The organism is Paenibacillus massiliensis 2301065 = DSM 16942 (genome assembly GCF_000377505.1).
Taxonomy (GTDB): domain Bacteria; phylum Bacillota; class Bacilli; order Paenibacillales; family Paenibacillaceae; genus Paenibacillus; species Paenibacillus massiliensis.
The window spans coordinates 17840-34326 of sequence record NZ_KB898211.1 but is presented as its reverse complement, the minus strand read 5'-3'; the positions used below and the strand labels follow the sequence as shown (position 1 = coordinate 34326).

The following is a 16487-nucleotide window of genomic DNA, read 5'->3' as shown; positions in this document are numbered from 1 at the left end:
AGTCCGCTCGACTTGCATGTATTAGGCACGCCGCCAGCGTTCGTCCTGAGCCAGGATCAAACTCTCCAATAAAGTTATTGAAAAGAGCGATAGCTCATTTTGAATCTGACGAGATTCATATCTCATTGTTTGAATCTCACTTGCGTGAAATTCGCTCACTCGTTGTTCAGTTTTCAAAGATCAACCTTTTCTCTTTACCGAGCAACTCTCGCTCAGCAACTTTTATATCTTATCATATCCTTACCAAGTTTGCAAGCATTTATTTTAATTTCTTTTGGATGTTAACCTTGGAAACTAAATACTGCTTTACCGCTCTGATTTCTCAGTGCTTTCTTGGCCGGAATTAGAATATACCATGTACAAGAACTTAGTGCAACACTTTTTTTCAGAAAACTTCTTTTCACGTTACCCACTTACCTTTTTGTTATCCCCTATTAAAAATGATCAGCTCATGACCAAGCCTCTCTCGTTTTTCATTAACTAGTGACTTATTCCTTCTGTTCCTTATTCCTTCTATTACTTCATTCGGATCGTCTCATCACCAACCTATATACTCCACACGCATCCAAACCCTATCTTTCACTTCTTAATTACCTATCTATACTTTACTTATACATCTTTCTCTACCGACAATGCTCTAGGCGCAGCAAAGTAACACTCCTTCCTCCCTCCACCTTCCAAACCATCCCCACTATACTCACTTCCCTCCCCATACTCACTATGCTCATTCCGTGAACTTATCCCTTGACCCTTATCGAAACAAAAGAACGAGCCTGCACTGTAGCTGCAAGCTCGTCCTTTTAACATTTCATCATTTATGCCTTGGCCGGCAGGATGCTTTTGTCGAAGTCTACCTCGAATAGATACTCATCAAGATCCACCTTCAACGCTGAGTTAAATATGTTAGAAGCAATCATCTTGCAGCCAACCGTTGTGATGACCACAATCTGCTCATTCGTGAAATGCTCCTTCAGTTTCTCGTAGATAGCCTGATCAATATGATTCGGATCATTAACCAATCCTCTACCGTAAGCAATTAATACGTTCTCTATCTCTGTGAATTCGAATTCATCGAACGCAATATTTAGTTCTTTCAACAGCTTGGCGTGATACGTAGAGCATACGAGACAATCATTTTCTGTAGAAATCGCATAGCAATAGAAGTATACCGCTCTTGTACCAATTACATTTAACAGCTCATTACGGATCGGGTAGAACTCCATCGCCCGGAAGGAAGGCATGGAATGTAGCAAGGTTTTTACCATATTCGTTACCCTTGCATTGTCTCTCAGCTTTGCCTCGTAGAACTCCTTAGCTTCTGGTGTCATATCCTCTACTTGCGCCAAAGGTATTATACTCATCCTATCGTCCTCCTCTGAATTTGAATTTCTTCAGCAAATTGACCTCAACCATTCAACCTCTAATATTCGAAATAAGGAATCTCAATTCGTGGGATCGCCTGAATAAGCGATTGCGTGTAGGGATGCTCGGGCTGTCTGAATATTTGCTCTGTATCCCCTGACTCTACGACCTCACCCTGCTTCATGACCAGAACCCGATCCGATATCGTATAGATAACTTCGAGTCCATGGGCGATGAAGATATAGGACAGATTCCGATCCTGCTGTAGCCGCTTCAGCAACTCCAGAATTTGTGATTGAACAGTCATGTCCAGTGCTGATGTAGGCTCATCACATACAATTACCGTTGGTTCAGCCGCAATGGCTCGGGCAATGCCGACACGCTGACACTGTCCCCCTGACAGCTCCTTTGGATACAGATCGCGATAATGGACAGGTAGACCGACATCCGTCAGCAGTTGATCTACTCTTCGCTCGACCTCTACCCTCGAATATCTGAAGTACAAGCGTAATGGCTCACCTAGAATATCCTTGATTTTGAGTCTCGGATTGAGTGAGGATACGGGGTCCTGAAAGATGTACTGAATATTACGCTTCGTTGCTCTGCTCCGTCGCTGGCCGCTGACCACTTCACCATTCAAAGTGATACCACCCGAGGTCACCGGAATCATACCAGCTATCATCTTGGCTACGGTAGTCTTGCCACTTCCCGATTCACCGACAATGCCAAGCGTCTCCCCTTGCTTTAGAAAGAAGGAGACCTCCTTAACGGCTGCGAACTCCCCACTCGTCTTGGTCTTGTATATCTTTCTCAGATTCGAGACCTCCAAGAGCGGTCTGCTCATTCGATCACCTCACCTTCAGTACTAGACATCATTAAGGCGGCATTGACCACCTATCGACAATGAATTATGCTCTTCACCTTATTTTTGAAAATAAATCCGCGGCATGCTGTTCAGCAGCTGTCTGGTATACGCATGTTGTGGATTTGTGAAAATATCCGTCTTGGTGCCTTGCTCCACAAGCTCGCCATTCTTCATCACAAGCACTCTATCCGCCATCTCATAAACCACGCCCAGATCATGCGTAATGAAGAGGATACTCATCGCATATTGCTCCCGCAGCCTGCGAATCAGCTTCAGTATATTGGCTTGCACCGTGACATCCAGCGCAGTAGTCGGCTCATCGGCCAGTAGCAGTCGCGGCTTGGAGGATAATGCCATCGCAATCATGACACGCTGCCTCATCCCTCCCGACAGCTGAAATGGATACTGCTGGATGACCTCCTCCACATTACGAATGTCTACCTGATGTAGCAGCTCCTTGGCTTGCTCCAGAGCTTGCCTCTTCGTTAGTCTGGTCTCTCCATGCAGACGGATCACATCCGCCATTTGAGTCCCAATGGTAAAGACCGGATTCAACGCGCTCAGAGCATCCTGAAATACCATAGCCATCTCACGGCCCCGGATCGCTTGCAGCTCCTTCTCATTCATCGCAAGCAGGTCCTTGTTGTTGAAGCGAATCTGTCCGCTTGTATATCGAGCTGGTGGGGTCGGCAACAGCCTCATGATGGATTTCGCCGCCACACTCTTCCCACTACCCGACTCTCCTACCAAGCACACAATCTCGTCCTCATAGATGTCAAAGGATAAATTGTTGAAGATCGGAGACCATTGCTGCTTTTTCTCGAAGCCCAGACTGACATCCAGCACTTCAATGATTTTATTACGTGTCATGGCTGTATCTCCTCAAACAAAGCAATGTCCTGTACGCCCGTCAGATTTCGCCCCTGTATTGTGTTCAGTACGGCATGTGCAAGCGCCAGATCGAAGATCTGCAAGCCGAATGCGTTGAACATTAGCTTATGCTGTGCATTTTGCTTCGGATGCGGTTGTTGATTAGGCTGTTCCTGAGGACTCTGCCCCTGATTGATACGGGATCGCTGCTCACGCTTCGCTTCAACTTCACCACAGAGTAGCTCCTCCAGCAAAGAGATTTTACCTGTCACGACTGTCTCATCCTGACGAGCCAGCTCGAACAAGGATTGACTACTGGTCAGTACACCACTCTGATAATCATCGCAGATGATATGGTCGAAAGCCGCAATGGCCTCTGGTGTCACATCCCTAATACCCGCGTGAATGTACAAATGTCCCGGTACAAAGTGAGTCGGCTGCAAATAAGGTGTGGTAGCAGAGGTAATTCCGATGACGATCTCAGCCAGATCCAGACAATCAGGCAGAGCAGGCAAGACCTTTAATTGAAGATTCCGTTCGCTTGCCAAGCTCTGCAGACTCTCTGCCAAACGACTAGCATGCTGCTCGTGACGACTCCAGATATAGACGGTCTTAAGGCGGGGCAGGAACGGAATAGCAGCCAGCAACTGATGCCTGGCCTGATATCCCGATCCACATACCAAGAGCGTCTGGGCATCCGGGTTCGCCAGCAGCTTAATAGCCGTGGCTGATACGGCACCTGTACGCAATCCACTGATCAGGAGTCCGTCCAAGAGCGCACACGGCATCCCGGTATCCAGATCATTAAGCATAATCATCGGGTGCGTGGATGAGCTGCGTCCTGCTTGCTTATGCACATGCGAAGTCCATTTAATACCGGCTATTCGCTCCGCAGCTAAATACCCAGGTAATGAATAAAAGGCCCCCGCATCCAGATGCTCGGGAATCATGGCTATCTCCTGTGCACAGACGGCCAGACCCTCAGCCTTGTGTCGGAAAGTACGCTCAATGATTGCTTGTGCTATCTTAGGCTCAGCTATGCCGCTCTGAACGACCCGCTCATGAGTAATGATTAACATTCGGGAATCCTCCTTTCTCCAGCACACCTTACTTCTACTTTTACTTTTACTTTTACTTTTACTTCTGAGACTTCATAGCATAATCTGATCATAACTAATGATGAAGTAACTGTTGAAGCAGCTTGCGTCTTATGAATTTAGCAACGGACTTTAGCGACGGACAGGTGAGCAATTCAGGGAATGGACGTCTGTACTCCATCTAGAGTCTGTCCTCCAACTAGAGGTCTGTCCTTCATCTATACCTCTGTCTCTATCGAGCCTCGGACTTGTCCCGAAGCCAATCACTTACCAGATTAATGGTCAGAATGACAAAGGCAATCACTAACCCCGGAATCGTGGATAGCCACCAGGCTGAGCTAATATAATTCTTGCCATCATTTATCATCCCGCCCCAGGTCGGAGTAGACACGTCGATACCAAGTCCCAGGAAGCTCAGGGATGCTGCAAGCAGGATCATACGCGACATCTGCAGGGCCGCCTGCGTGACAATTGTGAATAACGTGTTCGGTAGGATGTGACGACGCATGATATCCAGATTGGGTACCCCCATGGCCTTGGCTGCCTCTACATACTCCAGTTCCTTCAGCGACAGCACCTGACTGCGGACGACACGAGCGAACACCACCCAGCCGGTAACAGACAGAACAATAATAATATTGGTCAAGCCTGAGCCAAGAACTGCTACCATAACAATCGCGAGCAGCATGCTTGGAATGGACATCTGAATATCCGCAATGCGCATCATCAGTGCATCAATCTTGCCTCCATAGTATCCAGCAACGATGCCAATCATTGTACCGAATACACCTGCAAAGGCTACAGACACCATACTCATCCAGAGCGATAATCTGCCACCATACAACAGCCTGCTCAATATATCTCTACCAAGCTGGTCCGTACCGAGCAGACTTAGACCATCGTGCGAGCTGTAATGGCTGAGCGGAGGGATCAGGATGTCCTGCAAAGACTGCTTGTATGGGTCATAGGGCGAGAACACGGGGGAGAAGATAGTTACCATGAATATGATGGCTAGTACCGTAATCCCGATAATCCCTTTCCAGTTGCCTTTCAGCAGAGCTAATTTATTCATTGCGACTCCTCACTTTTAATTCCTCACTTGGTTACTGCACCTTAATTCTGGGATCGATCCACAGATAGATAAGGTCTGTCAGAAAATTAATGGCAATATACAGCACGCTAATTACGAGTATGCTGGCCTGCACCAATGGGAAATCCCGATTACTTACCCCCTGGACGATTAACTGCCCGACTCCGGGCCACGAGAAGATCGTCTCGGTCACAACAGCGCCCGCAATCATGACACCGAACTCCAGACTGATAACTGTAATGACTGGTAGCAGCGCATTTTTTAATCCACGCCTGAACACCATTTGCCGCCTGGAGAAGCCTTGTGCCTTGCTTGTAATCATGTAGCTCTGCTCCAATACGTCAATGAGGGCGGATCTCATCGTGCGGGCAATCGGCGCAATCGGATATGCCGCTAGCGTGATGGCAGGCAGCACCAGCGAGGCCCAGCCTCTATTACCTGAGGTCGGGAACCAGTGTAACTGTACAGAGAAGATCAGAATAAGTACAATCCCCACCCAGAAGACAGGCAAAGACTGTGTCACGAATATCCATGTGCTTAACAAGTAATCAACAAAGCTATTCTTCTTGTATGCAGACACAATGCCTACCAGCATACCTACGACTACAGCAATCACAATTGCAGCTACAGCAAGACCAATTGTCTGCGGTAGCCGATCCAGAACCAGTTGGAGAGCAGACTCCTTAAAATATAAAGAGTTGCCCAGATTACCAGTAATCAGGTCCTTAAGGTAATCCACATACTGCATAAGCAGGGGACGATCATAGCCTAGACTGGACCGAAGTGCCGCCACCTGCTCCTCTCCAGCCTCTGGTGGTAGCATGAGTCTGGCCGGGTCTCCAGACAGGCGAATAATGAAGAAGATAACTGTGGCTGCTCCCAGCACCGCCAACAACGACTGCCAGACCCGACGGATAATATAGGGTCTCAATCCACACACACTCCTATCACCGACATATGCTGATGCTTATAATTGAAGCAGCACATATTCGTTATGAGGTCACTTTCTAGCATTCGTACCTTTTCAAAAAGTAGTACCGCTACGCTGACATAGCCCCTCATGATACAAGAAGCTTTGCCAGCCATGTAGCGGTGCCCTATCTATAAGATGGCCTTAATTCGCAGGCTTGATCGTCACTACTGGAATTGAACCATCAATACGGCCATTCCAGTTCAGTTCATTCGATACGCCGTAGTATTGATTCTCTTGATATAGGAAGATACGTGGTGCATCCTGCAGCACAATATCCTGAATCTCCTTGTACAGAGCCTTGCGGCGTTCCTGATCTGAAGTAGAGCGTGCCTCATCCAGCTTCGCATCTACCTCTTCATTATTGTAGGTAGAGTAGGACTCCCCAGAGCGCAGAATTGCATAGATCGCTGCATCCGCATCCAGTGTGTTCGTACTGCTCCAGCCCAGCACATACATATCGGATTGCTTATTGGAAGGCACCAGCGTGCGGTATACAGAGCTTTCTACATTGTTCACTTTGACAGTTACGCCGATCGCCTTAAGCTGCTCCGCAATAACCTGTGCGACATCTGTATTCTTGATGTACCAGTTGACTGTATCCAGCGTAGTGGAGAACCCGTTCGGGTAGCCTGCTTCAGCCAGCAATTGCTTCGCTTTCTCCGGATCATAGCCATAGCCATCAAATTCCCCAGCATAGCCAAAATCCTTAGGACCAATCAGGCTGTTCGTCTGGACAGCAGCCCCCTGCAGTACATTATCCACGATTGCATTTACATCAATTGCATAGTTCAATGCTTGTCTAACCTTCGGATTGTTAAAAGGCTCCTTGTCTGTTTTGAAGCCAACATAGACTGTGTTCCCCGCACGCTCAACAACCGATAGCTTGGCTGCCGAGGAGGATTCGATCAGATTGCGATTCTCTGGAGACACTGCCGTAATAATATCTACCTCACCGTTCAACAGGGCGCTCACACGTGTGGATGCTTCAGGGATTGAGCGGAAGGTAACCTTCTTCACAGCCGGCTCACCACCCCAATATTCGGAGTTCGCTTCGAGCACCACTTGGCTTCCTTTATCCCAGCTTACGAATGTATAAGGGCCTGTACCGACAGGCTTCTGGGCAAAAGCTTCCTGGCCGACTTCTTCGGTATATTTCGGCGGAACAATCTCCGTCGGATAACGATTGAAACGTGTAGGAATCAGCGGGTCAACCTTCTTGGTGATTACATGCACCGTCTGCTCGTCTATAACCTTGACCTCTTGAATGGTAGAAATATAGCTTGCAGTAGGAGCATTATTCTCTGGCTTCAGCACGCGGTCAATAGAGTATTTGACAGCCTCTGCATTGAACGGCTCACCATTCGTGAACTTGATACCCTCACGCAATTTGAACTCCCAGGTCGTATCGTCCACCTGACTCCAGCTTGTGGCAAGGCCCGGGACCAGCTCTTCATTCTCATCACGCTTGACCAGCGTATCGAAGATATTGTCTACGACCTGTGCATTTTCAGTCAGGAAGCCAGGGTCTAATCCATTGACGTCAAAGGCTCTGGCAACCGTGATCTCCAGCGGCTCCGTGGCAGCAGGCTCTGGGGAGCTGCCTTCTTGGGTCGAGGTAGTGCAGCCTGCAACAACCAAGCTAAAAGCCAGGAACAATAGCAACAGCGCGGATTTCTTTCTCATTTCTTTCATAACCCTCTTTCTTATATGTTGTCGGCTATCCCCACAATCAATGCTTCTTGCGGTCGTCTTTACAGACCAACACTATGGTATTTCCAGAACCCCCCGGATTTACACTCGTGCTTCTCTATAGTCAACCCCTGATTTGTGGATCTAGCCTTGTGTATCCTCTACAGAACCTTCAAGAACTCCTAACATCACGGCATAGCCCTGTGTCTTTACAGTGGACGCCGTATGTATGGATAGAATGATCGCTTGAGGCACTGGGCACGATATGACACTCTCTTCAAATCCTGGTAAGCTGACTACCTTAAGCAACTCTTCACCAAGAGTTACTATGGAACCCACCGCTGCATGGCGAAGTAATAGACCTGATGTCTCGAACCTGAGCTCCTTCACTTCACGGATCGTGGTCGGAGATTGCAGTGGCGTGAAGGGTACGACTTCAGACTGCATGCCTAGTCCCGATAGAATCATCGCTATCGAATGCTCATGCTGCCTCACTGCCTCTGGCTTCCACGCGATCCCACCTCCGCTTTCCAGCAATACAGCTGGAATACCTGCCTCGCACACCGCCTGAACCAACATTCCTTCTTTTGCATCCGATCCACACTCATAAATGGCGGTCAGAGACAGCTGATGAAGCAGACGGGCTGCGGTCTGATAGGCTTGCAGGTGATTCGTTGGCAGCATGGCGAACGGACTGACATCCAGATACGCCCCTCCCCCGTGAAGGTCAATCAAGAAATCAGCATGCTGTACAATCTGTTGTAGTAGCCACTCTCCATAGTAGTAAGAATAGCTATCCTTGCGTTCTTGCCCGAATACCCTGTTCAGATTCACCGAATCAACGGGGCTAGCGTTAGTCCCTGCCAGACATGCTGAAGGGTTGACGACAGGACATAGAATAATCTGTCCTTGCAGACTGGAAGGCATTATAGTCTCTAACAAGCGAAGTATCGCCACAATCCCGTCGTACTCATCCCCGTGAAGAGCAGCTTGCACCCACAGTGTAGGCCCAGACCGTTGTCCCTTCACGACGAAGAAGGCTGTAGCCTCATCTGCAAAGGAAAGCGATACTCTTGAGACGGTACCTTCAGGCTGTTCTGACAGGGCTGCTTCGAGTGAAGCATATTGCAGTTGTACATCTCTAATCATGAGACACAAGCTCCTTCGGCTCTGTTGATGAATGATGAAAAATGGCAATCAAATATCCAATTAATTTCATCGGATTTAATGTATTAATGAATATTATTAGACTCTTTTCGACAGATGTCAACAAAAAATAGTATGTATATTCTTACCAATGCCACATAACGAAAAAATGACAAAAAAACTGCCCCAGGCCTTCGCCTAGAGCAGCTTGAATTTGTTGCATTTTTTACTGTATTAGCCCTCGCTACCTACCAGTACATAACGCAAGATAATCAGAATAGCCAGCACCCACATCATCCAGTGAATGGAGTATTTCTTACCCGTCTTCGCAGATGCCATATTGGCTACCAGAGCCAGAATGACATAAGTCACGATCCCAAAGGAAATACCATTAGCAATATTGTAAGTGAATGGCATGATGACAAAGGTCAGGAAAGCCGGAATCGCAATGACCATGTCCTGGAAGTCAATCTGCTTGATTGATTGAGCCATCAGTACGCCAACCACAATCAAAGCTGCCGCAGTCGCTGCACCTGGAATCAGGGCCGCAATCGGCGCCAGGAATAGAGCCAACAGGAAGCATACGCCTGTAGTTACAGCCGTCAGACCTGTCCGACCGCCTTCAGCAATACCTGCCGCACTCTCTACGTAAGCCGTCGTTGTGGAGGTTCCGAGCATAGCACCACCAGTAACAGCTACTGCATCAACGAACATGGCTTTACCGACACGCTTCTTGCCTTCTTCCGGCTCATCCATAATTCCCGCGCGCTGAGCTGTACCCACCAATGTACCGAAAGTATCGAACAACTCAACAAAGGTGAACGTAGCAATCGCCGAAATGATACCTGTATGCATAATACCGTTCCAGTCGAATTCCATAAAATTCAGCTGTGTAAAATCAGGGGTCCAGTGAGCGTTAGGTCCAGATAATACGCTGTAATCTACTGCACCCATGAACATTCCGATCACAGTCGTGCCCAGAATACCGAACAAAATCGCACCCTTCACACGCAGAACCATCAGAATGGAGATCAGCAACAGGCCGAAGATCGCGAGCTGTACACTGGTATTCTCCAGGCTTCCAAGATGAATGACTGTCTCATAGGACAATACATTTGTGAAGGTATGTGCCGGAATATCATTACCAGCCTCGACACCGATAGTCATAATTCCACTGTTCTTCAATCCAATAATGGTAATGAACATACCAATACCAACTGTAATCGCATGCTTCAGACCATCAGGAATGGCTACGAGCAGCGTCTGACGAACTCTCGTTACCGTCAGTAAAATAAAGATCAGACCGGAAATAAATACAGCCGTAAGTCCCATCTGCCAAGTAAACGGCTGATCGCTCGTAGCGGATGCCAATATTACAGAAGCGAAGTACGCATTCAAGCCCATTCCCGGAGCCAGTGCGACAGGGAAGTTAATGAACAGCCCCATAGCAATGGTGAAAATACCTGCTGCAAGCGCGGTAGCCAGAAATACGGAGTACCAGCCAATATCAATCTGTCCGAAGGCTGTTAGTGTATTCGGGTTGACTGACAGAATGTAAGCCATAGCCATAAAGGTCGTGATCCCGGCCATAATCTCCGTACGTACTGTCGTGCCGTTCGCTTTTAATTTGAAAAATCGTTCCACTAATCTCTCTCCTTAAATTCAAAATGTCATTGCATTTCGTACGGTTACTGCAAGACTCCTTACTACTATTGTCAGCAGACCTCTAGTTCATGTACGTGCAAAGGATTGACATTGCTTTCTCATTTTAGGGCGAGGCAGCAGGATTGTCAACCATATAAACGAACATTATTTATTTTAACTGTCACATCGTTCGTAATCTATGATATTAGGCCTTGATTTTATAAGCCATTGTATGTAATCAGACCATAAATTCATGAGAAAGAGGCTCTTGCATCATGTTCTTGGATCCGCTCATAGCCACCATGTTCTATCATCCCAGAGACCAGCCTCCTCAACCACTTGCCGAGCAAGCTTGTTAGACTTGAGACTCTTAAGCCCCACTAACATTCGCCGCAGACTATTCGGTTGTTGAACACATCGCTCAATATCCTCTACCGTTAGTGTCTTCATCTCGAACATCGCCAGCTCCTCCAGCACGGGGGATGATTGCACCCATTCCAGGCTCTTCAGCCCTACATTGGCAAGTATAATTCTGTGCAGGTTACTTAGATGATCCAGGGCAGGAAGCTCGGCAAGATGCGGCTGGTCCTCTACCTTCAGACTGCGTAATCCTGTTAGTTCAGAGACGACAGAGAGATTAGATAAGCCTTTCACCCGCAACAGCTCCATATGCTGCAATGCTTCTAGTCCTGCTAGTGTACCGAGATGCTCGGCGCTGCCAAAGCTTAAACCTAGGCTTTCCAGTAAAGGCAGCTCCCTAAGAAATTCAAGCTCCTCCAGTGGCATACCCTGAAGTGTAACCTGCCTCAGACTTGTCAGCTCACCAATCACACTCAGATTACGTTGATGCCCATTCACACTCAGCGTTTCCAGATGTGTGAACCTCTTGAGCACCGAAAGATCTGTCTTCTTCGTCTTGGTCTTGCCAATTCTGAGCAGCCTTAAGTCCGCAGGAACAAGCTCCAGCACCGACAGCGAATCAGCCTCATACACGTCCAATTCAAGCTCCTTCAGCTTAGGCAAGGCTCCGATAGCCTCCATGTGAGTTACCCGAGTGTTGCAATCTACACAGAGCTTCTCGACATAACTCATCTGCTCAAGACCCGAGAGATCACCCGGCTTCAGGTGAAAGCCATAGATTCGCCATACGATATCCGGCCTTACCCGAAAGAGCTCCTCATTCAACATACGCAGCATATCCATATCAGGTATATAGAGAGGCTCGCTGTATTGCACGATACCAACCTCTTGATCCTCAGCCAAATGCTTGATGTATTCAAGCGTCCAACCTGCTTCCATTTGAATGCGTTTGTGCATGGTGTCACCCCTTCTGTCCATTGAAAAAAATAAACTCTATACCTAGATTATCTTATCGTAGGCTCTTCTCTTGCTCAACAAGACTTGGGACTCCATGACTGATTGTACGACAAGCATGAGGGAGCCATGAGATCATTCGACATCCAACAAATAAACATGGGCTCCCATATGAACATGACAATCAGTTGTCATATTCCAGCACCTATAATAGTTGAAGGTAGAACCCGTACACGTTTAATCTATAAAGCTTGTCTTTTCGCTGCGTCGCAGAAAGTTATACATTTCACAAATACAGGAGGTATTTATAATGGCAAGCTTTAACTACCCAGACAAGCAAGCCTTATTGAATGAGCTGGACAAGCGGGCTGAGCTATTCATTTCGGAGTTCGACGAGGTTCAAGAGCAGGACAAGGACGTCCTTCACGCTGATGTAGACCGGACACCCGCACAGATGCTGGCTTATCAGCTCGGCTGGATGAAGCTGGTGAAGCAATGGGAGGAGCAGGAATTGGCAGGGCAGGAAGTTAGTATGCCGCTGGAAGGCTATAAATGGAACCAGCTAGGAGAGCTATACCGACACTTTTACAAGCAATACGAGAATCATACACTAGAGGAGATGACTATCGAATTCAAAGCAGACATCACGCTTTATCATGCTTGGATTCAATCCTTACCAGACGAGGAGTTGTTCAAGCAAGGGTACAGACAATGGACAGGGAAGCTTCCCCAGTGGCCGATTGCGAGATGGATTCACATCAATACCATCGCACCTTTTCAGACATTCCGTACCAAGATCCGCAAATGGAAAAAGGGTCACTCTATTCATTCATGAAAGCCGCCATACTCGGGCTTGGCTACCTTAACTACATCCAAACCGGAGTAAGGTGGCTAGAGCCCTTCAAGCGGCCTGATGGGGCAGATCAAAGGGCTCTTTTCAACAAGCTATATGCTGGTGATAAAATGTATAATTGCTCATTACTAACTGATTACTCATTACGCATACTCATTACGCAATATTTTGTCTATAAATAGAATTCCAGCTCATTTTTCTTCGCTGCATATTTCAACATGTAGTCCCCGTCTCCCTCCAGCCTTCTGGATGCTATCTTGATCTGGGTGTAGTCGAGTCTCGACTCTCGAAGCACACGCTTGACTGCTTGTATTCCTAGCTCTTCATCAATCACGAAGCAGTATATGTTCAGGGCATATTGTGGGACCGGACTCGCTGTCTTACCCATGTCGTATCCGTCGACATCCCCCAACCCCATCCAGCCCAATTCATTTTGCAACGCCTCGCTGGCTTTGTCCTTGAGCCACAGATCACGCTTGCTGCCTGCCATACTCTTCATCGGATACTGGACGATTAGCATATAACCATCATCCTCCCAGGGAGCCTGATAGCCTTCGGCATGGTATTTGTCCATGAAATCCCGTCTGAATTCGTCCTCGCTGCTATATATGCCCGGGAAATCGACTCTACTCGTTGTGCCACGGGTGCCAACTGTGCCAGCGTGCTCAACGACCTGGCCTTCCTCGTGCCAGTACTCCACATACAGCAGCTTACCATCCTGTTCTTTTTTGTATAATTTGATCACGCTCTGCCCTCCATTATCGTTGTGTGCTGCCATTCTTCATAGATAACGGCATTTCGTATGTAAACTAGTATCTTGACCAGATCAAATGCGAGTATGGAGCTCCTGCACCGACATTCTAATACGAATTTGGAGAGTTTATATCGGATAGGGATAAGACGTCAACATGAATTCACATATTCATGCCTGCTTGAAGTCATACTTTCTCAATACGGATGTTATCCTCCTGCACCAGAATAACTTCAGCATTACTAATAAGGTATAAATTTAATCGGCTCCCATATTCCTCAATAATGTTCTCCACTGCTCTAATGAACGGAATGTTCGTATGATGGGGTACGGGATAGAAATCAATGACCCCCAGTGCTGCAAAGGTATCCAAAGCCGGACCTTCCTGCACATTATCCATGAGCTGAGCATATTCAATTGAGGGCGCCAAAATCATGGAGCCTGCGGATTCGCCAATGAACATTTTCCCAGCTTGAACCTCTTCTCTGATGATTACATCGGCACCGCTTCTTTTTAACTCTTGAAGCAGATAAAAGGTGTTGCCTCCACTAATATAAATGTAGTCATTCTCTCTAATCTTATATTCCATCTCTTCTTGTGTGGCCGTGCTTAGTTCAAGCTCATCGACAATCAGACCCATGTTCTCCAATGCTTTCTTTGCTGATTTTACATAAAATTTGACCTTCTCTGGAATACTTGCCGTCGGGATAAAGGTGATCTTCTTCCCTTGCAACGGTTCAGCGGCGAAGGTGGCTAATGATGGAGCGACATCCTTAAAGGACGAGGATAGGAATAATTTTAGCATCTGATATTCTCCTTTGGGCAGCTTGAATGGGGACAGCATATGTATAACTGATTTCAGATATATTATAAAGCATAATATCGTCAAAAGATGACACCTTTGAACAGAGCACATTCATATAAATGGGCGTGCATCATACTTAGTAATATTTCCTCTTCTCACCTTCGTATTCTGTTGCGTAACCCTATGGGCCTACTCTCACGATCTATTAAGAGATACTGTCTGAAGACACCTTCTCAGGGCTACATAGGCCAATTCCACGCGTAGTCATATAAAAAGAAGACTCCTGCCGTACAGCGATATTTCGCCGATACAGCAGGAGTCTTGATATGACGATATAAGTCTTAACGATCTTGTTTATTCATCCCGCCTTATTAAGGCCAAGAGCAGATGAATCTACTCCCACTCAATCGTCGCTGGCGGCTTGGACGTAATGTCGTACACGACGCGGTTCACGTTATCCACTTCGTTGACGATTCGCACAGAGATTTTCTCCAATACGTCCCAAGGGATACGTGCCCAGTCAGCTGTCATGCCATCAATGGAAGTAACGGCGCGAATACCTACCGTGTAGGAATACGTACGTGCATCTCCCATGACACCTACGCTCTTCATGTTCGGCAGAGCCGTGAAGTACTGCCAGATCTCGCGATCCAGGCCAGCCTTCGCAATCTCGTCACGCAGGATGTAATCAGAATCGCGCACGATCGTCAGCTTCTCCTCTGTCACTTCACCCAGCACACGAATAGCCAGACCCGGGCCTGGGAACGGCTGACGCCATACGATCGCTTCTGGCAGACCGCACTCTTCACCTACCTTACGCACCTCGTCCTTGAACAAGGCACTCAGCGGCTCGATCAGCTTGAACTTCATGTCTTCAGGCAATCCGCCTACGTTGTGGTGAGATTTGATCGTCTGAGCCGTAGCCGTACCGCTCTCTACGATGTCCGTATACAGCGTACCTTGGGCCAGGAAATCAAAATCATCGAAGCGAGCCGACTCCTCTTCGAATACATAAATGAATTCATTACCGATGATTTTACGCTTCTGCTCCGGATCATCCACACCTACCAGCTTGGACAAAAAACGCTCACGCGCATCAATCTTCACGACCTTCATATCGAACTTGCCAACGAAGGTCTCCATGACGCTTTCCGCTTCGCCTTTACGCAGCAGACCATGATCAATGAACATACAAGTCAGTTGATCGCCAATCGCTTTGTGAATGAGCATAGCCACGACAGAAGAATCCACCCCGCCGCTCAGTGCGCACAGAACCTTCTTGTCCCCCACCTGCTCGCGAATTTCACGAATCTGATTCTCAATGAAGGACTCCATCGTCCAGTTGCCTTCACAGCCACAGACCTCGTACAGGAAGTTACTGATCATCTCATTACCTTTCAGGGAATGGCGCACCTCGGGATGGAACTGAACAGCATAAAAGTTCCGATCCGGATGGCTCATCGCTGCAATCGGGGCACTTTCTGTACCTGCGTCCAGCTTGAAGCCTTGTGGCAGCTCAGTAACATGATCACCATGGCTCATCCATACGGTTTGCGAAGCATCCAGCCCTTTCGCCAGAGCAGATCCTTCATTGAACTGCACGTCTGCCTTACCATACTCACGCTTGCCAGCACGTTCTACCTTTCCGTTCAGCTGCTGAGCCATGAGCTGCATACCATAGCAAATACCAAATATAGGAACTCCAAGATCATAAACAGCCGGATCTACGTGAGGAGCATTCTCGGCATACACACTGGATGGACCGCCAGAGAACACAATTCCTTTCGGAGAGAGCTCACGGATCTTGTCGGCAGGTGTATTATATGGAAGCAGTTCGCTATACACACCCAGATCCCGGATTCTTCTTGCAATCAATTGGTTGTATTGTCCTCCAAAATCCAGAACAACAACGATTTCATTAGGCTTATTCATTACCGTGCCTCCCTCAATTAATGGATTCATTATACGCAACGACAAAACACGTCGTCAAGGAAGGCACTTGTCTTTTCAAGATATCCCAGAATACGG

14 protein-coding genes and 1 rRNA gene are annotated in these 16487 nt (G+C 47.6%); 1 reads left to right on the top strand and 14 read right to left on the bottom strand.

Features of this window, described 5'->3' with window-relative positions:
- The 11 genes from D328_RS0127950 to D328_RS0127900 form a co-directional block, all read right to left on the bottom strand.
- Positions 1 to 72: ribosomal RNA gene (locus tag D328_RS0127950) — 16S ribosomal RNA — on the bottom strand; the annotation flags it as partial.
- Between the two features lie 743 nt (positions 73 to 815).
- Positions 816 to 1361 (bottom strand): carboxymuconolactone decarboxylase family protein, encoded by a 546-nt coding sequence (locus D328_RS0127945; RefSeq protein ID WP_018888314.1) that lies wholly within the window; start codon positions 1359 to 1361, stop codon positions 816 to 818.
- Between the two features lie 59 nt (positions 1362 to 1420).
- A complete protein-coding gene (locus tag D328_RS29895) occupies positions 1421 to 2206 on the bottom strand; it encodes an ABC transporter ATP-binding protein (protein ID WP_018888313.1) in 786 nt (261 codons plus the stop codon).
- Between the two features lie 78 nt (positions 2207 to 2284).
- Complete coding sequence (locus D328_RS0127935) at positions 2285 to 3097, bottom strand: ABC transporter ATP-binding protein (protein WP_018888312.1); 813 nt, start codon at positions 3095 to 3097, stop codon at positions 2285 to 2287.
- A complete protein-coding gene (locus D328_RS0127930) occupies positions 3094 to 4176 on the bottom strand; it encodes an ornithine cyclodeaminase family protein (RefSeq protein ID WP_018888311.1) in 1083 nt (360 codons plus the stop codon). Before D328_RS0127930 ends, D328_RS0127935 begins: the two co-directional genes overlap by 4 nt.
- 250 nt (positions 4177 to 4426) lie before the next feature.
- Positions 4427 to 5266: an ABC transporter permease gene (locus tag D328_RS0127925; RefSeq protein WP_018888310.1), complete on the bottom strand. Its 840-nt coding sequence runs from the start codon at positions 5264 to 5266 to the stop codon at positions 4427 to 4429.
- A gap of 31 nt (positions 5267 to 5297) precedes the next feature.
- Entirely contained in the window at positions 5298 to 6224 is a 927-nt protein-coding gene (locus tag D328_RS0127920) for an ABC transporter permease (RefSeq protein WP_407667825.1), read from the bottom strand.
- 174 nt (positions 6225 to 6398) lie between these two features.
- On the bottom strand, positions 6399 to 7940 hold the full coding sequence (locus D328_RS0127915; protein ID WP_018888308.1) for an ABC transporter substrate-binding protein: 1542 nt from the start codon (positions 7938 to 7940) through the stop codon (positions 6399 to 6401).
- 150 nt (positions 7941 to 8090) lie between these two features.
- A complete protein-coding gene (locus D328_RS0127910) occupies positions 8091 to 9095 on the bottom strand; it encodes a succinylglutamate desuccinylase/aspartoacylase family protein (protein WP_018888307.1) in 1005 nt (334 codons plus the stop codon).
- A gap of 231 nt (positions 9096 to 9326) precedes the next feature.
- Positions 9327 to 10736, bottom strand: coding sequence for an NCS2 family permease (locus tag D328_RS0127905; protein WP_018888306.1), 1410 nt, complete (start codon positions 10734 to 10736; stop codon positions 9327 to 9329).
- 291 nt (positions 10737 to 11027) lie between these two features.
- Positions 11028 to 12053, bottom strand: a complete 1026-nt coding sequence (locus D328_RS0127900) for a hypothetical protein (protein ID WP_018888305.1) — start codon at positions 12051 to 12053, stop codon at positions 11028 to 11030.
- Positions 12054 to 12360: 307 nt separating this feature from the next.
- On the opposite strand from D328_RS0127900, the gene D328_RS0127895 reads away from it, so the two are divergent.
- Positions 12361 to 12885, top strand: a complete 525-nt coding sequence (locus tag D328_RS0127895; protein ID WP_018888304.1) for a ClbS/DfsB family four-helix bundle protein — start codon at positions 12361 to 12363, stop codon at positions 12883 to 12885.
- 190 nt (positions 12886 to 13075) lie between these two features.
- Here D328_RS0127895 and D328_RS29890 read toward each other — a convergent pair whose 3' ends face one another.
- The 3 genes from D328_RS29890 to guaA form a co-directional block, all read right to left on the bottom strand.
- The gene (locus D328_RS29890; RefSeq protein WP_018888302.1) at positions 13076 to 13648 is read right to left on the bottom strand and encodes a hypothetical protein; all 573 of its coding nucleotides are present in this window, start codon (positions 13646 to 13648) and stop codon (positions 13076 to 13078) included.
- A 193-nt stretch (positions 13649 to 13841) separates the two neighbouring features.
- Positions 13842 to 14459: a Type 1 glutamine amidotransferase-like domain-containing protein gene (locus tag D328_RS0127880; protein WP_018888301.1), complete on the bottom strand. Its 618-nt coding sequence runs from the start codon at positions 14457 to 14459 to the stop codon at positions 13842 to 13844.
- Positions 14460 to 14852: 393 nt separating this feature from the next.
- On the bottom strand, positions 14853 to 16391 hold the full coding sequence (guaA, locus tag D328_RS0127875) for a glutamine-hydrolyzing GMP synthase (RefSeq protein ID WP_018888300.1): 1539 nt from the start codon (positions 16389 to 16391) through the stop codon (positions 14853 to 14855).
- Between the last annotated feature and the right edge of the window lie 96 nt (positions 16392 to 16487).